General features: G+C 49.5%; 17 protein-coding genes. 11 read left to right on the top strand and 6 right to left on the bottom strand.

The features are described from left to right. Nucleotides 1–115: 115 nt before the first annotated feature. A complete protein-coding gene (locus GS601_RS10830; protein ID WP_162423291.1) occupies nucleotides 116–304 on the bottom strand; it encodes a hypothetical protein in 189 nt (62 codons plus the stop codon). Then, nucleotides 288–1163: an Rpn family recombination-promoting nuclease/putative transposase gene (locus GS601_RS10825; protein WP_162423290.1), complete on the bottom strand. Its 876-nt coding sequence runs from the start codon at nucleotides 1161–1163 to the stop codon at nucleotides 288–290. The genes GS601_RS10830 and GS601_RS10825 overlap by 17 nt, the downstream gene beginning before the upstream one ends. A 451-nt stretch (nucleotides 1164–1614) precedes the next feature. Between GS601_RS10825 and GS601_RS10820 the strand changes: the two genes are divergently transcribed. After that, nucleotides 1615–2895: an AAA-like domain-containing protein gene (locus tag GS601_RS10820; RefSeq protein WP_162423289.1), complete on the top strand. Its 1281-nt coding sequence runs from the start codon at nucleotides 1615–1617 to the stop codon at nucleotides 2893–2895. Nucleotides 2896–2963: 68 nt separating this feature from the next. Beyond that, the gene (locus GS601_RS10815; RefSeq protein WP_162423288.1) at nucleotides 2964–6659 is read left to right on the top strand and encodes an AAA-like domain-containing protein; all 3696 of its coding nucleotides are present in this window, start codon (nucleotides 2964–2966) and stop codon (nucleotides 6657–6659) included. On the opposite strand, the gene GS601_RS10810 is transcribed toward GS601_RS10815, so the two are convergent. Continuing rightward, nucleotides 6638–8101, bottom strand: a complete 1464-nt coding sequence (locus GS601_RS10810) for an extracellular solute-binding protein (protein WP_162423287.1) — start codon at nucleotides 8099–8101, stop codon at nucleotides 6638–6640. The genes GS601_RS10815 and GS601_RS10810 overlap by 22 nt on opposite strands. Nucleotides 8102–8377: 276 nt before the next feature. Between GS601_RS10810 and GS601_RS23175 the strand changes: the two genes are divergently transcribed. After that, nucleotides 8378–8755 carry a four-helix bundle copper-binding protein gene (locus tag GS601_RS23175; RefSeq protein ID WP_162423286.1) on the top strand — a complete coding sequence of 126 codons (378 nt, stop codon included), beginning with the start codon at nucleotides 8378–8380 and terminating at the stop codon, nucleotides 8753–8755. Nucleotides 8756–8868: 113 nt separating this feature from the next. Here GS601_RS23175 and acs read toward each other — a convergent pair whose 3' ends face one another. Beyond that, nucleotides 8869–10836, bottom strand: a complete 1968-nt coding sequence (acs, locus tag GS601_RS10800; protein WP_162423285.1) for an acetate--CoA ligase — start codon at nucleotides 10834–10836, stop codon at nucleotides 8869–8871. A 554-nt stretch (nucleotides 10837–11390) separates the two neighbouring features. On the opposite strand from acs, the gene GS601_RS10795 reads away from it, so the two are divergent. From GS601_RS10795 to GS601_RS10785, 3 genes are all read left to right on the top strand, one after another. Next, entirely contained in the window at nucleotides 11391–11864 is a 474-nt protein-coding gene (locus GS601_RS10795; RefSeq protein ID WP_202925005.1) for an RrF2 family transcriptional regulator, read from the top strand. 165 nt (nucleotides 11865–12029) lie between these two features. Continuing rightward, the gene (gene cysK, locus GS601_RS10790) at nucleotides 12030–12995 is read left to right on the top strand and encodes a cysteine synthase A (protein ID WP_162423284.1); all 966 of its coding nucleotides are present in this window, start codon (nucleotides 12030–12032) and stop codon (nucleotides 12993–12995) included. Nucleotides 12996–13075: 80 nt separating this feature from the next. Then, nucleotides 13076–13798: a J domain-containing protein gene (locus GS601_RS10785; protein WP_162423283.1), complete on the top strand. Its 723-nt coding sequence runs from the start codon at nucleotides 13076–13078 to the stop codon at nucleotides 13796–13798. A gap of 92 nt (nucleotides 13799–13890) precedes the next feature. Here GS601_RS10785 and GS601_RS10780 read toward each other — a convergent pair whose 3' ends face one another. Continuing rightward, nucleotides 13891–15312, bottom strand: a complete 1422-nt coding sequence (locus GS601_RS10780; RefSeq protein WP_162423282.1) for an NADP-dependent isocitrate dehydrogenase — start codon at nucleotides 15310–15312, stop codon at nucleotides 13891–13893. Between the two features lie 470 nt (nucleotides 15313–15782). Between GS601_RS10780 and GS601_RS10775 the strand changes: the two genes are divergently transcribed. From GS601_RS10775 to GS601_RS10755, 5 genes are all read left to right on the top strand, one after another. Beyond that, nucleotides 15783–16463 carry a response regulator transcription factor gene (locus tag GS601_RS10775; protein ID WP_162423281.1) on the top strand — a complete coding sequence of 227 codons (681 nt, stop codon included), beginning with the start codon at nucleotides 15783–15785 and terminating at the stop codon, nucleotides 16461–16463. A 202-nt stretch (nucleotides 16464–16665) separates the two neighbouring features. After that, nucleotides 16666–17400 (top strand): GUN4 domain-containing protein, encoded by a 735-nt coding sequence (locus tag GS601_RS10770; RefSeq protein ID WP_162423280.1) that lies wholly within the window; start codon nucleotides 16666–16668, stop codon nucleotides 17398–17400. 248 nt (nucleotides 17401–17648) lie between these two features. Further along, nucleotides 17649–19082, top strand: coding sequence for a GAF domain-containing sensor histidine kinase (locus tag GS601_RS10765; protein ID WP_162423279.1), 1434 nt, complete (start codon nucleotides 17649–17651; stop codon nucleotides 19080–19082). Between the two features lie 149 nt (nucleotides 19083–19231). After that, nucleotides 19232–20686: an IctB family putative bicarbonate transporter gene (locus GS601_RS10760; RefSeq protein WP_162423278.1), complete on the top strand. Its 1455-nt coding sequence runs from the start codon at nucleotides 19232–19234 to the stop codon at nucleotides 20684–20686. A 184-nt stretch (nucleotides 20687–20870) separates the two neighbouring features. Further along, nucleotides 20871–21218 (top strand): hypothetical protein, encoded by a 348-nt coding sequence (locus GS601_RS10755; protein WP_202925004.1) that lies wholly within the window; start codon nucleotides 20871–20873, stop codon nucleotides 21216–21218. Nucleotides 21219–21367: 149 nt separating this feature from the next. Here GS601_RS10755 and GS601_RS10750 read toward each other — a convergent pair whose 3' ends face one another. Next, nucleotides 21368–21601 (bottom strand): hypothetical protein, encoded by a 234-nt coding sequence (locus GS601_RS10750; protein ID WP_162423277.1) that lies wholly within the window; start codon nucleotides 21599–21601, stop codon nucleotides 21368–21370. Nucleotides 21602–21621: the final 20 nt, after the last annotated feature.

The following is a 21621-nucleotide window of genomic DNA, read 5'->3' as shown; positions in this document are numbered from 1 at the left end:
GCGTAGAAAGTAGATACTCTCTAGGGTGTGAGCGATGTCGAGAAAACGTGAAACCGATAATGTTCAGATGACCTCTACAAATTCCTGATAGAACTGACTCGCTCAAGCCGTTCAGCTAACCAAACTTTAACAATTGACTTGGCTGGCTCAGGGGTATCTGCGAGAGATTGACTTGCGCGATGGTCTGAGCGTGCGGATTGATAATTTTCAGATGCGCGATCGCACTTTGAGGAATGTTCAGCGATAGCAGAAACTCGATCGCGGTTGGAAGATCATCCGCAGTTGCCCTAAGCGTGTTCAGCAAACCAAGCTTCCAGATCCGCGATCGTAGAGAAATCTAACAATGCTTCACTCAGTAATTCGAGTTGGTCAAAGGATAATGCCAGAACGCGATCTCGAAGAGATACCCGCGAGGGGTCGCGCCTCGATTCATCCAATTCGCCCACCTTTTTCGTGAGTAAGCGTAGGATCAGAGACCGTCCTTCTTCCCGTCCTTCTTCTCGTCCTTCTTCCTTTGCCTCCCGAATCGCGCGTGGCTCTTGAGTAAAATCTAGTCCTAGCATGGCTCGAATCTCCCGACGACTTAAGTTAGTAAACTTATAGACCATTATAGAGGTCACAATATCGATGAGGTTTGTTCTTTCTTGATCCGTGAGTTCCTCTTGCTCCGTTCTCGCCAACAAAGACCGCGCTAACTCCGGAGCTTCCTCCTCTTCTACGATTGTCAATACAGTCGCCGCAACGGTTACAGGTAACACTTCCACATCGCCCAATTCATCCAGGTAGATCCGATGAACTTGTTCTCCATTCAACAGAGAGCGATGCGGATAGACTTTGCTTTGCTCAATGCTCCGGGACGGATAAATTACCACCGCTTGCCAATCCGAAAACCGCTCACTATTGCGGTAAAAATACAGCAACGATTCGCCAAATAGCCGCTCATAAAGCTTTTCGTCCTTTTGCATCTGCACTTCACAGAAATAGACCGTTCCCGGCTCTGACTTTGGCGGCAGAAACACGCCATCAATCTCAAATTTGGGTTCCTTCACCCCTACCGAATCAAAGCGATAGTCATCGGCATTACTCGGTCGAGATCCAAGCAAATCAAACAGCAATTGGGGAGATCGTTGGAACATCTGATAAAAAATTGGATCACGCCGCATATCACTCGCACTCAACACATCTGAGCGAGTGTACTACAAACACAAAGAGACTCACAAATGTTCTAACAACGCCATCATTGTGAGATCTCTGAACTTTAGCGATCGCACTTCAGAAACTTGACGAGCAGCGATCGTGCTTGTAGTAATATCTGGTTTCTCTCAGCGCAGTGCGACCCTTGCGGTATCTGCAAAGCAGCGCGCATTGAACTATCCAAATCGCTTAACCTTTTTGCAAATTGACGGAAGATCAGCGATCGCACTTAAAAGGTAATCCACGATAACAAGACAGCGATCACCTCATAGGTCAATGCAATAGGCTGGGAGAGGAGCAATGTTGTGCATTTAAAAATAGATCTGTGCCGTCAAGGTGCAGTTAAGTTTCGCCATCTGCTCTTGTCGAATCGCTCTCGACTCTTAAACTAAAGAGTAGATACTTTCTAGGGTGTAAGCGATGTCGAAAAAACGCGAAACCGATAGTGTTCAAGCGACTGCACAAGGCATCCGACGGGTGCGCGATCGCGTGCGCGACAGAATTTTACGGGAGCGGCAGCAACGCAGAGAGCAACACTTGGATCTGAGCTACACACGAGAGGAGTTGGCAGTGCAGGCGGGGATCAGCATTGATACCTTGAAGCGACTTTTGAGAGGGGTCAATGTGAGAAGGGACTCTGCTGAAGCAATCGCTCGATTTTTAGAATTACAACTTGCCGATCTGATTGAACCGAATGATCATCAGCGACCGTCAGACTCTTATGTAGAGCGTCCCCCCTTTGAAGCTCAATGCTATGACACCATTTTTTCGCAATCAAGCGCTTTAGTTCGGGTCAAAGCGCCCCATCGCATGGGCAAAACCTGGTTTGTTGAACACCTATTAAACCAAGGACAAGCGAAGTGCTATCAGTCAGTAACGTTGAGTTTTCGAGATGCCGATCGCGCTGTTTTCGCAGACTTGCAAACGTTCTTGAAGTGGTTCTGCATTAGTGTTGGGAACAGTTTAGAACGACCCAACCAATTAGAGGAAAAGTGGCAAGCTGACCTGGGGAATAATAGCAACTGCACAAATTATTTTGAAACTTGTCTATGGTCGGGGCTTGACACGCCTTTGGTGCTTGTTTTAGACGATGTAGATCTGGTTTTTGAACAGCACGACATTGCCGATGACTTTTGTAAATTACTTAGAAGTTGGTATGACAGGGCTAGACGGGTTCGCGGTAGCGCTTGGCGGAATCTGCGGCTCGTGATTGTCCACTCTACAGATATTTACGGCGCGCTTGATATTAATTACTCTCCGCTGGCGAATGTTGGAACTGTCTTTTCCTTGCGAACCTTTTATCTGAGGGAAGCGGCAGAATTAGTTCAGCGGTATGCAGTGGATTGGCAAGCGGATCAGATCAAACAGATGATGGAGTTAATTGGGGGGAATCCGTATCTGATTCATGAAGCACTTGATTACCTGAAACTGCATCCAGAAATGTCGCTAGAGCAGTTTTTGCACAGTGCAGCAACAGAAATTGGTCCTTATCATAACTACTTAGGGGAGCTTTTAAGCACACTTCAACAGAATTCAAATTTAGCAATGGCGTTCAAGAGCATTGTAAATTCGACGGTTCCAACCAGGGTTGAACCTGCTTTTGTGTTTCAGCTATACGGTATGGGATTGGTTGAGGTAGAGGAAAAGGGCGTCGTGCCATCTTGTGAATTATACCGCCGCTATTTTCGCGATCGTTTATGAGATCATCTCGTCTCATTAGATCATCTAGAGATGGTTTATCTAATACAGCCCCTTACTTCAATAGAGGAATGACCTATTACTCAACCTATCGCTACATTGTTGGTGGCACACTCTTTTCTGATGCTAGCAGCTATGTCACGCGCCAAGCAGATCATGATCTCTATGAAGCACTGACGGCTGGAAAGTTCTGCTATGTGCTAAATTCTCGGCAGACTGGAAAATCTAGCCTACGAGTGCAAATGGAAAGTCGATTAAGTGCGATCGGAACATCCTGCGGCGTACTCGATTTTTCAGTTCGTGATACTAAGAGTCAGCCAGAGCAGTGGTATGCCGATACCTTTGATGAACTCGTAACCCAGTTCGATTTGGGAGTCGATTTAAGCTGGTGGACTGAACGCAAAGCGCTTTCTCCAGTCAAACGATTGAGTAATTTTATTGAAGAGGTACTCTTAGCAACTGTACCGGAGAACATTGTGCTATTTGTTGACGAAATTGATAGTGTTCTCAGCCTACAGTTTCGAGTAGATGACTTTTTTGCCCTGATTCGAGCTTGTTACAACCGCCGCGCCGATTTTCCAGAGTATCGTCGCCTGACCTTCGCCCTGTTCGGAGTGGCGACCCCTTCAGATCTCATTCAAGATAAACAATTTACTCCTTTCAACATTGGTCACGCCATCCACCTTGCAGGGTTTCGGTTTGAGGAAGCCAAACCGTTAGCAAAGGGTTTGATCAACAGAGTGGGCGATCCTGAAGCTGTTTTGAGACAGGTTTTGGAGTGGACAAATGGACAACCTTTTCTGACCCAGCGGCTTTGTGCGTTGATCCAGATGAGTCAAGACTTCATTCCAGCAGGCAATGAAGCGGAGGCGGTTGAAAATCTTGTGCGATCGCACATCTTGCAAAACTGGGAATTTCGGGATGAAAAAGGTCATTTGAGCCATATTCGCGATCGCATTCTGGTCAACGATCAGCAAGCTTGTTTTCTGCTAGGGCTATACCAACAAATTTTACGTCAGCAAGAGATTGCTGCGGATCACAGCCCAGAACAAATGAAACTATGTCTCTCTGGGTTAGTGGTAGAACAACATCATCAATTAAGCATTTATAACCGGATTTATCGGGAGGTGTTTAACTCAGCTTGGGTGGCGGAGGAGCTAGTCAAGAAGCGTCGTCTCTATGGTGATGCGTTAGCAAATTGGTTTGCCTCTGGCTGCCAGGATGAGGCTTGGCTTTTGGATGAGACAGCATTCCAAGACGCCATGGAATGGGCAAAAGACAAACATCTCAGCAATGAAGACCAGCAATTTTTAACGACCAGCGCAAACAAGCTGAATCGACGAAAGATCAAGCGGTTAACTCAGCAACTAACCAGACGATTTATTTACGTTGTTCTGCTGATTATTCTAGTGCTCAGTCTTATGTTTGTTGGCAATCGATGGCAAGAAGCAAAACAACAAACTGAGCGCCTGCAAGCCGATCGACTTGTAAACCAAGCTCAGGTCGCTAGTAATCCGCGCATCAGTACGCTTCTGGCATTGGAAGCAATGCAACAATTTAAGCATCAGAACCGTTTCTCTGCCGATGCGGTACATGTTTTATATCATCGATTAGATGCTCTACCTCGTTTGCTCAACACTGTAGAACACCAAGATGATGTAGAAACGGTTGCCTTTAGCCGCACCGGGCAATATCTGGTCTCCACTAGCGTAGACGGTATGGCAAAAAGGGGGACTATCGCAGGGGGCAAGGTGAATGATTTCAAGAAAATTGGGAAAGCAAATGCGGTTGCTTTTAGCTTGGAGGATGAAGCTAACTTGATTGCGATCGCGCACGATAATACCCTTGAGATCCGCGATGCTAAAAGCTGGAAACTACTCAGACGCTTAGAGCTTTCGGCTTATATCACTGCGATCGCATTTAGTCCTGATAGCAAGCTTCTTGCGATCGCAACTGTTGATATGACTCATCTCAATCAACCCATTGAAGATCGGATCACTGCTCACATTTGGGAGGTCGCAACCGGCAAGCGCATCGCGTCTCTCAACCGAGGAAATAGCGTTACTTCTCTAGCCTTTAGCCCCGATGGAAGGCTAATTGTGACCGCCAGTGCTGATGGGACGGCTCACGTCTGGGAGACAGCTAGCGGAACCCCAGTTGGGCAGTTGATGGAGCATAAAGGCGCAATTCTTGATGTCGCCTTTAGTGCAGATGGAACGGTTGTCGCAACGGCTAGTTTAGATAAGACTGCCGCGATATGGGAGATAGGCAGCGATCGCCCACTCATAACCTTCCCCCATGAGCAAGCGGTAACGGCGGTATCACTGAGCCATAACAGCCGATGGATCGCTACTGCCAGTACAAATAAAATTGTGAGAGTTTGGGACATCGCGAGTGGCAAATCGATCGCTTACATTCCCCATCAGGACTTTGTTAGTGCTGTCGTCTTTAGCCCAAGTTTAGAAAACGAGACCCTGATTGCAACAGCAAGTTTGGATAATAAAGCCCGCTTGTGGAAAATTAGGGATAATGCAGCGGTGACTCGTCTAACCCACGATGGTGCTGTGACCGCTGTAGCGTTTAACTCCCAAGGCGATCGAATGGTCACTGCAAGTCTAGATCAATCCACACATCAATCCACACATCAATCCATAGTGCAACGTAGTTTGCAAGTTTGGCAAACAACAGATCCTCAGCAAAAGGCTTTCAGTCAGCGAACAAAGTTTAAAAGTGCTATACCTGCGATGAGCACAGCGCCCAACTCTGAAGCAACTGCGCTCAGCCCGGATGGGCAACTCAGCGCCTTATCGAGTTCTGCTCCGAGCCAAGCGAAAACAACCGTGCAGTTCTGGCAGACCAATAGCGGTCACTCTGCGCTTGTAGAAATCAGTCAGAACCGGAGTGTTAATCAGTTCACAACCTTTAGCCAGGATAACCAATTCTTTGCTACTGCGAGCGATGATAATATAGTACGGGTTTGGAAAGTCCCTCATAATCATCAGTTTACTTCTAGCCCCAAAGCCGCGATGACAGGGGATGATGATTCGGTTCGGCAGTTTCCTTCAGAGAGTTCGGTAGAAGCGATCGCGTTGAGTCCTGATGGCTCGCAACTCGTGGTAGCATCTGCAGATAACACAGCAACGTTATGGGATGTGGTAACCCAGCGACGTTTGGCAAACTGGAATCATGAAAGTAAAATCAATGCGGTGACGTTTAGTTTGCAGGGCAACTTGATTGCGACGGCGAGTGATGACAATAAAGCAAAAGTCTTTCAGAAAGATGGGAGTCAACAGTGTGCAGCACTACAACACGATGGGGGCGTGATTGCGATCGCATTTAGCCACAATGAACACTATTTAGCCACCGGTAGCTTAGACAGTAAGGGGCGTGTGTGGACTATCAAGCCGTGTCAGAACAAAACCCCTGCGGCATTGAGCCACGATGGTAAAGTCAATGCGATCGCATTTAGCTCGGACGACCAATTTGTGGCAACAGCAAGTGATGATAGAACAGCCAGAGTCTGGAAGAGATCGAGCAGTCAGGAAGTTGTCCGTCTAGACCATGCAAAACCTGTGAACGCGGTTACCTTTAAGCCACAAGACGATCAGAAAATTGCTACCGCCAGTTCAGATGCAACGGCAAAGGTGTGGACTTGGCAATTTGACGATTTGCAGCGTAATGCATGTAAACACATCGCTGAGAACCTCACCCAGAAAGAATGGAAGCGCTACCTCAGCAATGAAAACTATCGAGAGATTTGCCCTTGATTGATAGCAGTCTGCCGACGATCGTCAAAAAGACAGTCCTCATTTGGTCTACTATCGCTCATCTTGAGTAAAATCCGAGTCTCTCTAGCAGCGTCTTGCATTTTCTTTTCGATCTCCGGATTTTCTTGAGTCAGAGCACTGTGAAGATATTTTTGTAAAATGCAAGTTGCTTTGGCGTACTGAGGGACAGCAGGACGTAAAACGACTGGGTGCGGCTTTTGATGTTCAAAAAAGTTGAGGATTGCTGGATAGTGACTGTAGCGCTTAACCAGTTGTGAATCCTTGAACAGTTCTCGCCGAGCCGGTAATCCATCGCTTGCTGCAAGATAGAGTTTGCGCTGCGCGGCTGCACTTGTAAAAAATCGAACTGCCTCCCAAGCTTCTTTGAAATGCTGCGTTCTTTCAGCAATTCCCAATCCCCATCCCCCTTGACAGCCTCCACTCGTATAACCGGGTGCATGCACCATCGGTTTCACACCGATTTTGTTGCGAATACCAGAATCCGTTAAATTGGCTCGTGGTAGAACATACGACCAGTTTCGCAAAAAGGCGGCGTTCCCTTCTAGAAAGAGCTTGAGCGTTTCGTCTTCGCGATAGGTTGTGAGGGTTTTAGGGGAAATGGGGTGCTCATCCAACATGGTGCGGTGTAGAAATTGCACGGCTGCGATCGCTTCAGGTCGGTCGAGTCCCACTTCTAAGGTTTCAGAATTAATCCAAAAACCGCCATGCCCGTGGAGAACCTCAACAAACATCGCGACCAGTGCTTCTGCTTGTCGTCCTTGCCAGAGATACCCCCAACGCAGTCCTTTGTCTTCAAATTTAGCTTTGAGTGCCTGAGAAATATTGATTAATTCCTCAAACGTTTCTGGTGGCTTCAATCCTGCTTCCTTGAGTAGATCAGCACGGTAATAGAGCCAGCCAACATCGGAGCGCAGAGGCATGCGATAGAGCTTATGTTCATAGGTTCCACCCTTGACATCATCATTGAGAAATTTCCTCAACTCCGGATCGCCGGGAGGTATTGGTAACTCTAGTATCCATCGATTCTCGGCAAATTCGGGAACCCAAATAACATCCATAAAAACCAGGTCGTAGGCAGCCTCTCCCTGGGATGTGAATGAATCGATGTATCGCTTTTTGACGGCTCTAGAATCTTGCGGTTTAATGGCGTTCTGGTCACGAAGATTGACCAAATCGATCGCAATGTTGGGGTGAATGGTTTCAAACTCATCAATCAGGGATTGCCACTGCATTGCGACATCGTTGGGAACGACAAAACTGAGCGTGACTTTGTGGTTGCGAGAGCGAATTAAGTTTGATTGAAGCGCCCAGTTTGAAACAATAAACCCTAGACAGACCGCCAGCAATCCTAAGCCGATCAGGGCTAAGTTCGATCGTTGCCAAATGTGCTGTAATTTTTCATACCACTGACCAGATCTCATGCTATTAGCCTCGGCAATAACGAGAGGGTGATTTAGCTAATTTGGTTTGGGATTCGAGCGCGTTGCGGCGAGGCAATGCCCCGGTTTTAGTCAGTTCGGTCTCTTGATCGTAGCGTTCTTGAGAAAAGCTCAGTTCGGTTTGGGCTTGTCGAATATCCGCCGCCGCAATTTTTTGCTGTACCCATCGAAAGACGGGCGCGATCGTAAAGCGCTTCTCTTAAGTTAAGTCTAAGAGTCAATTCTCAAGCAAACAATTTCGCTAAAAGGAGACAGGTTATGCCGATTCAACAATTAACCTTAAGTCAAATTAGCCAAGACGTGCAGCAGTGCATTCAAAACTGCCTCGATTGTCACAGCATTTGTTTAAATACGACTGCTTATTGTCTGCAAAAAGGTGGGCATCATGCTGAGCCTGCTCATATTAAGCTGCTGATGGACTGCGCCCAAAGCTGCCAAAACAGCGCTGACTTTATGTTGCGGAGTTCTGATTTTCATGCAAGGTTTTGTGGCGTTTGTGCAGAAGTTTGCGAAGCCTGTGCTCAAGACTGCGATCGTCATAGCGATGACGGTGCCGATACTCCCATGAAAGCATGTGCTGATATGTGTCGTCGTTGCGCTGCATCTTGCCGCCAAATGTCAATGGCGATGGCGTAATGCGCTGAAATTTTTAGATTGTATCGATCGTAGTTACCCACGATCGATACAACGTTTTAGCAAAGCGCGATCGCACGTCAATCTTTTGCTCTACGATCGCGCGCCCTCCCTTTTTATCCCTCGCGCAATTTCTCTAACACCCCTCGATCTTCGAGGGTTGATGTATCCCCAGAAATCTCTGCCCCGGCTGCCAAATCGCGCAACAACCGTCGCATGATTTTGCCCGATCGCGTCTTGGGCAACGCCTCCGCAAATCGGATTTCACCCGGACGTGCGATCGCACCAATCTCCTTCGTCACATGCTGCTTCAACTCTTTTGCCAGCGCCTCACTCGATTGATGGGTTCCTTCTAGCGTCACAAACGCCACAATGTCTTCCCCCTTAATGTCATCCGGCTTGCCGACCACCGCCGCTTCTGCCACCGCAGGATGAGACACCAACGCCGACTCAATTTCCATCGTGCCCAGTCGGTGCCCAGCAGAGTTGATCACATCATCAACTCTGCCCATCACCCAGAAATAGCCGTCTTCGTCGCGGCGCGCTCCGTCGCCTGCAAAGTAAAGGTAGTTGCCATCTTTGGGGGGAATATGTTCCCAATAGGTGCGGCGGAAGCGATCGGGGTCGCCATAGATAGTTCGCATCATGCCGGGATGCGGATAGCGCACCGCCAAATAGCCGCCTTCATTGACCCCAACCGAATTTCCTTCGAGATCGACCACATCGGCTTGGATGCCTGGAAACGGCAGCGTCGCTGATCCAGGTTTGGTTGGAATCGCTCCGGGCAACGCCGTAATCATGATGCCCCCGGTCTCGGTTTGCCACCACGTATCCACGATCGGGCAGCGCTCTCCGCCGATGACCGTGTGATACCACATCCACGCTTCAGGATTAATTGGCTCGCCCACTGTGCCCAGCAACCGCAACGACGATAAATCTCGCGCCTTGGGATGCTCGTCGCCCATTTTGATAAAGGCACGAATCGCCGTCGGAGCCGTGTAAAACACGCTGACCTGATGCTTCTCAATCACATCCCAAAAGCAACCCGGATTTGAACCACGAGGCGCACCCTCGTACATCACACTCGTTGCCCCGTTCGACAAAACGCCATAGACCACGTAGGTATGTCCTGTAATCCAGCCTACATCTGCCGTACACCAATACACGTCGTTTTCTTGCAGATCAAAAATCCACTGCGTCGTGATGTGCGCGTAAAGGTTGTATCCCCCTGTGGTATGCACCACACCTTTCGGTTTGCCTGTGCTGCCCGATGTGTACAGCACAAACAGCATATCTTCACTGTCCATGGGTTCGGCGGGGCAGTTGGTAGAGGCGGTGGGCGCTAGATCATGCCACCAGACATCGCGCCCTGGCTCCATTGCTGTGGCTTGCCCGGTGCGCTGGACAACCAGCACATGGTGTACTGCAACCCGCGCATCTTTCAGGGCGGTATCAACCTGTTCTTTGAGCGGCACGATCGCATCTTTGCGCCATCCGCCATCGGCAGTAATCACCACGTTTGCTTCGACATCAATCAAGCGATCGCGCAAGGCTTCGGCGCTAAACCCTCCAAACACGACCGAGTGAGGCGCACCAATGCGCGCACAGGCTAACATTGCGATCGCGGCTTCCGGGATCATCGGCATATAAATGCCCACGCGATCGCCCTTTTGCACACCGAGATCTTTCAAAACATTGGCAAACTTGCAGACGTCTTGATGCAGTTCGGCATAGGTCAGCGTTCTAGAATCCCCCGGCTCGCCTTCCCACACGATTGCGGGCTTGTCGCGCTTATCGGTCGTCAGATGGCGATCTAAACAGTTATATGAAAGATTGAGCTTGCCCTGGGTAAACCATTTTGCAAACGGCGGATCGCTCCAATCCAACACGCTGTCCCACGGCTGGAACCAATGCAACTCTTGGCGCGCCAAGTCTGCCCAAAAAGCTTGAGGATCGGCAGAGGCGCGATCGCACAGGGCACGATATTCGCCTAAGCTTTTAATCCGAGCGGTTTGAGAAAACTCTGCACTGGGATGAAACAAGCGGTTTTCCTGGAGAATCGACTCGATCGTTGGCTGAGACATAGCGCTAGAGAAAGGGATGAGGGACGTCTGCGGCAACGCTCCGCAAGGAGGAAGGAAGACTAAACACTTCGTTCTCTCTAAAAAACGATACTCGGTTCCCGCCTCAAATCAGCAAAAGGGAATCTTGAGTTTCGTGAACGATCTGCCCAACGAGTCGTGGTGGGTCAGCTAAATTGGCAAGAATTTGAAGCGATCGCAGAAGCAATTGGAGAACACCGCAATACTCGCTAGATCTGGTTTCGTTCGCTCTTCCCGCAGGTACGCCTAGAGTCTGTTTCAGAACGTTTCGCCACACTAAAATCTTTGCTCTAAAATCAAACCAAAACGGGGAGGTGTTGATTTGACAAACCAAGTCTTTTTAAAGCGCGTCTCTCGACAAAATTTCGTCTCGCCCAATCGTCGAGATCGTCAAGATGGGTGAGTGTTAATCTCATCTTGAGCGATGGGTGCGATCGCGGGTGGGTTGAGGAAAGCCCTCGTGTAACTGCCCCCGATGTTGTGGAAATCTACAAAACCCTAGTGGAAAACCGGAGTATACTGAAAGGAGTCTATCTTTGATTGATCCCCAACCGATTGTGCCCGTGGAACTGTCTTGTAAAAGCGAATATGCGCTCCTTGCGCTTCTAGAGTTAGCCGCTATTTATACTACCAAAGAGCCGTTGCAAACCCGGCAAATCTCTGTTCAGCAGAGCATTCCTGATCGCTATTTAGAACAACTGTTAGCAACCTTGCGGCGAGGCGGACTGGTGCGATCGCAGCGCGGTGCCAAAGGGGGCTACCTGCTCGCCCGCGAACCTTGGAAGATCACGCTGCTGGAAATTGTTGCCTGTCTAGAGGGATTTGATCCCCAACTTAACCCTCAAGAAGACGCTGCCAAAGCCGCAAAAACCCTTGAAGGAGCCGTCATCTCCGAAATTTGGCAAGAAGCAGACCAGGCTGCAAAAACAATTTTGCAAAACTATACTCTCCAAGATGTGTGCGATCGCCGTGATGCTCGACGGCAACTCGATTTAATGTACTACATCTAGATTCAGTGCTCCGTCTAGCAACGTTCTCATAGGCACTCGTTTGCCCCGCTCGTGCTAGTGGTCTGTCAAGATTGAAATGATGGACTGGGAATTGATGAGTTGACAACTTACTAATCGGTCGGCGCGTATCCTCAAGCGCTATTCCACTTCACCCTACCTAAAGCTATGCGTATTGCTCAAAACGTTACCGAACTCATTGGTCGCACGCCGCTTGTCGAGCTAACTCGGATTCCTCAAGCCGAAGGCTGCGTCGCCCGTCTTGTCGCCAAGCTCGAAGGCATGAATCCTTCGTCGTCGGTCAAAGATCGGATTGGTATCAGCATGATTAACGCCGCAGAGCGAGAAGGACTGATTGCCCCCGGAAAAACGGTTTTGGTTGAGCCAACTTCTGGCAATACAGGCATTGCCCTAGCGATGGCATCGGCAGCCAAAGGCTATCGGCTGATTTTGACGATGCCAGAAACGATGAGTTCTGAGCGACGGGCAATGCTGCGAGCCTATGGAGCCGAACTCGTGCTAACACCTGGCATTGAAGGCATGGCAGGCTGTATTCAACAAGCCCAGAGAATTGTGGATACCACGCCTCACGCCTATATGCTGCAACAGTTCCGCAATCCTGCCAATCCTCAGATTCACCGGGAGACCACGGCAGAAGAAATTTGGCAAGACACCGATGGGCAGGTTGATTTTGTGGTGGCAGGGATCGGAACGGGCGGAACGATTACGGGTGTTGCGGAAGTGATCAAGCAACGCAAGCCAAGCTTTCAAGCGATCGCAGTTGAGCCGACCAACAGTTCGGTGTTGTCGGGTGGGCGTCCGGGACCGCACAAAATTCAAGGGATTGGGGCTGGCTTTGTGCCGCCGGTGCTAAATGTAAATCTGATCGATGAAGTGATTTCGGTCTCTGATGAAGATGCGATCGCTTACAGCCGGCGGTTAGCTCGCGAGGAAGGATTGCTGTCAGGCATCTCAAGCGGTGCGGCGCTTAAAGCAGCGATCGAGGTGGGAAAACGTCCCGAAAATTCAGACAAGCTGATTGTGATGATTCAGCCCAGTTTTGGAGAGCGCTATCTCAGTACTGCTCTTTTCCAAGATTTAGAATTCACCATGCCTGCCTTATTAGACGGCTAGATCTAGCGAGACAAGAGCAGAAGTTGATCAAAAAACCCAGGGGGCTTGGTCTTCGCTTCTTCTTCTTTTAAACTATCTCTATGGCGATCTCAACTCATTACCAAACCCTGGATCTTCAGCCCACTGCCTCTCCGGCTGAGATCAAACAAGCTTATCGGCGTCTCGCAAAACGATTTCATCCTGACACCAAGACTGAAACCGCAGACCCCGATCGAATTTCCCAAATCAATGCTGCCTACGAAATTTTGGGTGATCCGCAGAATCGACAACAGTATGACCAACACCTGCAATTAACCGAGGAACTAGAAGCAGCAGGCTTTTCAGTTGATGGCGCGGCAGCCCGGCGTCACCGCACTGAAGCCGCTCAAGCTCGTTACCGAAAACAGCGCGCAGCCGAGCAAGACGCAGACAACCAGCTAGACCTGTGGCTTCGGCGTGTCTATACTCCCGTCAATCGGATGTTAAATCAAATCTTGCGCCCGCTTAAATCGCAGATCAATGCCCTCTCCCGCGATCCGTTCGATGATGACCTGATGCACGCCTTTCAGGTCTACCTTGAGGAGTGCAAACAGTGGATTGACAAGGGGCAGAAAACGTTTCAAGCGCTCCCCAATCCGCCCAGTGCAGCGGCGGTTGCAGCAAATCTTTATCACTGTCTAAACCAGCTTAGCGACGGAATCGTTGAGCTAGAGTACTTTACGCTAAATTACAACGACTATCACATTCATACCGGACGAGAGCTTTTTCGGATTGCTGAGCGGCTGCGACGAGACGCGATCGCGGCAGTTCGAGAATTGCCCTAACCAAAATTTGAGCAAAAGTAGGACTAAAGTAGGACTTACGCAACGGTTTCTCGTGCTAGTGCGTAAGTCCGATCGGTTAAAAATGCGAATACCTAGAAGTGCCGAATAATGGCTTCCGCAAATTCTGAACATTTGAGCGGTGGATCGACAGGCGGTTCCATTAATCGAGCCAGATCATAGGTGACTTCTCCTCCTGCGATCGCGGCTGCCATTCCTTTTTTGATCAACTCTGCCGCTTCTTGCCAGCCCATATATTCGAGCATCATCACGCCTGACAAAATCACCGAACCCGGATTCACCCGATCGCGCCCTGCATGTTTGGGAGCCGTGCCGTGGGTGGCTTCAAAAATAGCGCTCGAATCGCCGATATTTGCCCCCGGAGCCATGCCCAACCCCCCCGCGATCGCGGCGGCAGCATCGGATAGATAATCTCCGTTTAGATTCATCGTTGCCAAAATCGAGTATTCATTCGGGCGGGTTTGAATCTGTTGGAAAATGCTATCCGCGATGCGATCGTTCACCATCACCTTCTCTTTCCACTGCCCGTTGCCGTGGCTGTCCCAAATTGCCTCTAAGACTGCCTTCACCTCGCCGCAGATGGCGTCTTGCTTGTCTGGCGTCATCGACTCATAGCCCGGATCGATCTCCCGCGCGTTTTCCTCAATCGTCAGGTCAGGATTGCCCTCTTTATTGCTGAGAATCCAAGATTCGCGCTCTGTCACACACTCCATCCGAAACTCAGACGTGACTAACTCATAGCCCCAGTCGCGGAAGGCACCTTCGGTGTACTTCATAATGTTGCCTTTATGCACGAGGGTCACCAGTTGCTTGGCTTTTGGCAACCGGAGCGCGTGCTGCATGGCTCGCCGCACCAAACGCTGAGACCCATGCTTGCTGATCGGTTTAATGCCGATGCCCGCATCGAGGGGAATTTGTTTTGTGCCGTGTTCGGGTGTGGCAGGAATGAGATCCTCGTTGAGGAGTTTGATCAAGCGATCGCAGATCTCCGAGCCTTGTTTCCACTCAATTCCTAGGTAAATATCTTCAGTATTTTCTCGATAGACGATCACATCTAGCTTTTCAGGATTTTTGTGCGGAGAAGGCGTGCCCTGGTAATACGTACAGGGGCGCACGCAGGCGTAGAGATCAAAGATTTGGCGGAGCGCAACGTTGAGCGATCGAATGCCACCGCCGATCGGCGTCGTCAACGGGCCTTTGATTGCAACTCCAAATTCTCGAATTGCCGCTAGCGTATCTTCTGGCAAATATTGATAGGTGCCGTACATTTCACACGCTTCGTCCCCGGCATACACCTTAAACCAGGAAATCTTGCGCGTGTCGCCATAGGCTTGCTTGACGGCGGCATCAAACACCCGCTCAGAGGCAGGCCATAGGTCTATTCCCGTCCCATCCCCCCGAATAAATGGAATGATGGGATTATCCGGCACAATCGGCTCTCCATCTTTAAAGGTAATCGGCGAGCCAACTTGAGGAGGGGTAATCTTTTCGTACATAAGGGTCGAATAGGAGGATGAGTCTGCTTTGGTAGGCTACCAAACTTTGTCAAGTTCTTGTGTAGCAGAATTGCTAATCACGAGTGAGGCTCACTTGGTTCACAAGTTGACCGTTCGCAAGTTGAACAGAGGCGGCAAATCGAAAAACAAAAAAATTGATTTACCATAATGAGGGGGATATTCTCGAAGTCGAGAGCAGTGACGAGGTGAGTTGGTTAATTGATTGATTGATTGATTGGCAAGTCACCTGGTTTGGGCAATCAATCAACCGATCGAATAGGGCTGATCCGGTGAAGGACGTCCTGATGTTCTAACCTTTTTTCTGCAAGAAGGAAGAGGAGAGTTAAAATCCCTTAGCTGCGATCGCGCACCGCGAAGACGTTCGAGGACATCGCATAAGGGCTGATTTGACCTTGATTTGACTTTGTGTTTGACAACGATGGGCTTCTTAAACCTGCTCGGAGATCTAAATGAAGAAGATTTTAGTAGTCGATGACGATACGACGCTCCGAACTGCGCTGACGCGCTACTTAGAGAAACGGGGATACTCGGTTCAGGATGCGGGTTGTGGCACCGACGCCCTGATACGGTTTGAGCAAGATCCGCCCGACCTGATTGTTTCTGACGTGATTATGCCAGAGATGGATGGGTTCGAGTTTTGCCGCCGCCTCCGCGCCATTCGGACGGGGCAACTCATCCCATTTATTTTTCTGTCGAGCAGGGGAGAGGTCGAAGATCGGGTGCAGGGGCACTCCATCGGTGCCGATGATTATCTGATCAAGCCTTTTGAACCGCGAGAACTGTTGGCAAAGATCGAGGCGCAATTAGAGCGATCGCGGCGGATGCATTCGGAAATGATTCGCTTGATGCAGCAATCTGAACGGCTCTCAGAGCCTCAAGCAGTCAATCCTGAGCCGCTCCCCTTAACTCGTGCCGAGGAAAAGGTGTTTTGGGAAGTCATCCAAGGCTACACAAACAAGCAAATTGGTGATCACTTGTTCGTCAGCCCTCGCACCGTACAAACCCATCTCAGCAACATTTTGAGCAAACTTCAGTTAGACAATCGCTCTCAGTTGGTGCGCTATGCCTTTGAACGAGGCTACAAACTGCCGACCGTTGCCCTTTCACCAGCAGAAGCAGTCGATTCGTGAAATCGCTAAAGCTTACGGCAGACACGTTAGACTAGTTAAAATCGAGATTCCCAGTCCGACTAGCAACTCTATGCCTCGACAGCCGATTGAGGCCTAAAGATGGGTCGAGCCACGATAGCGAATGAGGGATAGTGCAATCCGAGAAAGTTCAGTCTTCACCTCCTCCCAATTCCCTCTAATGCCCTTTAGCCTGAACAGTTTCATGACGAATCTAGACACCTCAACGTCTTTTAACGTTCCTGATAGCATTACCACTCTGCAATTTAAACTGCGCTCAGAGTCGGAAAAAGCGCAGCTACAGCTTGTCAGCGACTTGATAGCCCTTGATGAGGCGGGCTATCTCGTTTTGATGAATTTCTTGAAGGAGCGGCAGGCAACCGGAACTCTAGGACGAGTAGACGCCAAAATTTATCAAGCGCTTTACAGCACCCAAGAAGTCACTGTTCTCGACTTTCTTCACCAGCATTTTCCAACCGGAACCATTGTTTTGAGGAGCGATCGCGGCATCAATTACGCCCCTCTTCAGCAACTTCTCGCTCAACAAAACTTTGAAGAAGCCGATCGAGTCACCCTTCAAAAAATGTGCGAAGCAGCAGGAGACGATGCCGCTCAACGCAAGTGGCTATATTTCACCGAGGTTGAAGGGTTTCCTGTGACAGACTTACAAACGATCGATGCCCTGTGGATCGCCCATTCTGACGGTAGATTTGGGTTTTCTATTCAACGGGAAATCTGGCTGAGTCTCAGTAAAAATTGGGAGAAATTGTGGGATAAGATTGGCTGGAAATCTGGAAACAACTGGACTCGCTATCCCGGAGAATTCGTCTGGTCTTTAGAAGCTCCACGGGGTCATTTGCCCCTCACAAACCAACTCCGAGGGGTGCGTGTGATGGCATCGCTCATGGCTCACTCAGCCTGGGTAAAAGAGAAAACCTAAAGGGGTTGGCACCCGATCAAAGTTTTCTATAAAGCATTCAATTAGCTAACTCCAGACCATTAAGGTTCAGTGATCCCACAAGGACGATCAGCCCCATAACTCCTACATTTCCGTAATCTTTCTTGTTCAAGAACGTTGATTCAGCCTAGTACAGGGGCAGTCTTTGTATAGCTACAAATGGTTTAGTAATTCTTAACATTACTCAGCTATTTGTAGACGAGTTCTTTTTACGAGGGATAGGGGTTGTAATGGGAATCCCTGAGAGCAGGCTATTTTGTCGATTAGATGGTTTAACGGTGGCGGCACGAGAACAGCAGCGCCTATCGGTACTAACAGGCTTGGGCTTGCTAGACACTCAAAACGTGCCAATTTTTGAAGAAGCTACTCAAACGGCTGCTCACTTCCTCAATGCACCTATCTGTCTGTTGACGTTGATGGATCAGGAGCGTCAGTGGTTTAAATCTGCGGTTGGGTTATCCCGATTAGGGTTGATGAATGATTTAGCCCTATCGCGCCAAATGCCCCGCGAAGAATCATTTTGTATCAACGTTGTCGATAGCCATCAAGTGCTAGCGATCGACAATGCCCTAGCTCATCCTACCTTCACCAACAGTCTGCTTGTGCAGTATGGCATCCGTGCTTATTTGGGAGCGCCTTTGATCACCACAAGTGGCGAATGCGTTGGTACACTGGCAATCTTTGATCTGATGCCGCGCAACTTTACCGAAAAAGATGCTGAGGTTTTGATGCTGCTCGCTCGATTGAGTATGAGTGAGTATGAACGGCTGTGTATCCTGAAAACCCAAGCCAATGAAGTCGCTGCCCAGACCTCTAAAAATCCGTTGCTGGCTTTGCCGACTACCCCCATTAGGTTTGAATTGCTTGCTCAACTCACTCAAGAACTTCGGACGCCGCTCACCTCTGTGATGGGTATGGCAAGCGTGCTCAATCGCGAGATTTACGGTCCTCTCACCAGCAAGCAAAAAGAATATTTAGACATCATTCACCATAGTGGGCAATATCTTCTGTCATTGGTGAAAGAAATTCTGGAACTTTCCCAGCTTGACGACAGCAGCAAGGCTCTAACGCTATCGCCTATAGATGTGGAAATGCTCTGTCAGCAAGCGATCAGCGCATTGGATCAAGCGGCTCACCGTCGAGAGCAAAATATTCGTCTTTCGGTCGAGCCGGGTACGCGGATTTGGCTATTAGACAAAGATAAAGTCCGCCAGATGATTTATCACCTTATCTTTAGCGTGATTCAGGCATCGAATGCTGGCAGCATTATCCGGCTGCATGTGTCTCACAAAAGTAGTGGATTGCGGCTCACCGTTTGGGCATCTCACCCTTGTTTGGGCGATGGCTTGGTGTATACGGAGGTTTATTCGTCGCAGGTAGCCCCTTCTTTGATGAGCCTGGAATACGGCGGGTATGTCGGTGAAAATGGAACTGCTACCCGCGATCGCACGGACACAGTGACCATGCCCATGAGTGCGATCGCAGATTCTGATGTAGACGTTCTTGGTGCAGAAGCGTTGCGTAAAAACCTGGGCTTGCTGCTGAGTCGCCAACTCGCTGAACTGCACGGCGGACAAATTTTGATTCAGGGCAGTTCAGAACCTGGATTTCGCTACATTATTACGCTTCCTAAACTCAGTCAAAATCCATCCTTGACTCTCTAAAGACTGCCCAAACCGAACCTGACCTCTCCTTGCCTCACTCAGGGCATCATCTTTGCAAATTACACCCCAGATCTGGCATTTTCGCGGATAATGACCCTAGCCCAATTTTGCCTTAGGCTAGGGTTGTTTTGAAGCATGGAAATCCTTTTATGAATTCCGTTTGGCAACAGATAACGCTCGCTTCGCTGCCGCTCTATCAGTGGCGAGGAACTAGTTATCTCCATCGCATCGCTGGGTTCTTGCGATCGTGGCGCAAACAGAGTTTTCTTATGCAGTGGGCAGATCCCATCGGCGCGGCGATTCTCTGCGTTTTGTTTGGGGTCGCACCCTTTGTTTCAACCGATCTGATCGGTTGGCTGCTAGCGGCTTGCGCGGCGTACTGGGTCTTGCTGACTCTGACGGACGATCCAGCCGAAGGGCATCCCCGATTGGGGTTAACCCCGATTCACCTGCCGATCGCCCTCTTTTTGGGAGTGGCGGCTGTTTCTGCGGCAGTGGCACAGGGGAGAGCACTGAAACTAACCGCTTTTGTTGGGGTGGCAAAGCTAAGTCTGTACTTGCTGCTCTTTGCGCTGATGGCACGAATTTTGCGATCGCCAAAACTGCGATCGTGGGTGATTGGCGTCTACCTCCATGTCGCGCTGATTGTGAGCGGATATGGGCTGCGGCAGTGGTTTTTTGGGGCAGATGCGCTGGCAACCTGGGTTGATCCAGCCTCGCCGTTAGCAAACTCAACGCGAGTGTACAGCTTTTTGGGCAACCCAAATTTGCTGGCGGGTTATCTGATTCCTGCGATCGCATTTAGTGTCGTCGCTATTTTTGCGTGGCGCGGTTGGCTGCCCAAAACTCTGGCGGTAGTGATGACGGTGACGAATACCGCTTGCCTGATTCTCACTCAAAGCCGGGGCGGTTGGATTGGGCTAGCGCTGATGGTGGTGGCGCTGTTTGTAATGTTGCACTATTGGTGGAGTCCGTACTTGCCTAAATTCTGGCGCTACTCGGCACTGCCAATTCTGTTTTTAGGATTAGCAGGCATGTTGGTGCTCGGCGTGGTCTTTGTGCCCACCTTTCGCTACCGAATAACGAGTATTTTTGCGGGAAGTGGCGATAGCAGCAATGCTTTTCGGTTGAATGTCTGGGCTGCGGTTTTGCAGATGATCCAAGATTACCCAGTGCTAGGAATTGGACCTGGAGATCAGGTGTTTAAGAAGGTTTATCCTCTTTATCAACGTCCTCGCTTTACGGCGCTCAGTGCTTACTCTATCGTGCTAGAAATTACGGTTGAGATGGGATTCATTGGGCTATTTGCCTTTTTGTGGCTGCTGCTGGTGACGTTTAATCAAGGGGGCGTGCAGCTAAGGCGGCTAAGGGAACTGAGCCATAATTCGGAGCCTAACGGGGCAAATCGCGATGGGTTTTGGCTGATCGGAGCCGTAACGCTATTGGTTGGCATGTTAGGACATGGGCTGGTCGATACGGTGTGGTATCGTCCGAGCATCAACATTTTGTGGTGGCTTGGAGTTGCGATCGTGGCAAGCTTTTACACCTACCAACAGAAGCTGTCTCCTCAAGAAAACGCCGAACATCTTGCTAAAAACACTTAGCCAACAAAAAGTACGCGAGTAAGTTGTTAAATTTCGCTTTGGGCTTTACTTAAGTGCAATTGCTTAGCCATTAAAGTGTTCGTAAAGACGGATAAGCAACGCTTAACCAGGGGAACAACAAGAGAAGTGCAATTGCAGCATGAGTTGCGATGTCATTTCCCTAATGTTAGGTAAGGAAGATCCAATGTCTAATCCATTGATGCGTCGCTTAGTGATAGCCTCTATTTTTGCCGCCCCGATCGCTGCCTTGAGTGCGAACAGTGCCCTTGCAGAAGACCTCGTTTTTATGTTGCGAAACACAACCTCTAGCCCTATTGTTCAGTTCTATGTCGAGTCAACGAATGCAAGTGACTGGGGAGAGGATATTCTCAATAGCTCGATCGAGCCAGGAGAAACGGCTGAGGTGACGATCGCCGATGGCAAAACCACCTGTATCTACGGCATCAAAGGCGTGTTTGCAGACGGCAGCACCACCGAAGAGGAAAATCTCAATCTTTGTGAACTCGGCTCCTATACCTACACAGAAAAGTAACCGCTCTACCCGGTAAATCGTTCCATACAGCACCCTCAGAGACCTCCTAACAACTAGGAGGTCTTTTCGTTGGGGCGCTATAGTTTTGAGAGCATGGCTATAGAGTTATGATTTTTTTGAACTGATTTTTTTGAACTGATGGCGTTGAATTAAGGAAGGGTTACCCACGTCTGCGCCACTAGCTCACTCAGCCATCGACGCTGCGTTCCCTCTAGCAAGCAATCATCGGTCAACACTTCTACCATCAACTCTTCTAGAGATTGCCCCTTGGCTTTGGCTTGCTGAATTACACCCACGATCGCAGTTGCCACCAATTCTTCCGTCACAGGTTCTTGACGGAAATCAACTAGGTCTTCAGGGGTCGCTGGGATGGGATAATTCATGTCAGGGTAGCAATATCGAG

The organism is Myxacorys almedinensis A, from assembly GCF_010091945.1.
Lineage (GTDB): Bacteria > Cyanobacteriota > Cyanobacteriia > Leptolyngbyales > Leptolyngbyaceae > Myxacorys > Myxacorys almedinensis.
This window is presented reverse-complemented; position numbering and strand designations above follow the sequence as displayed.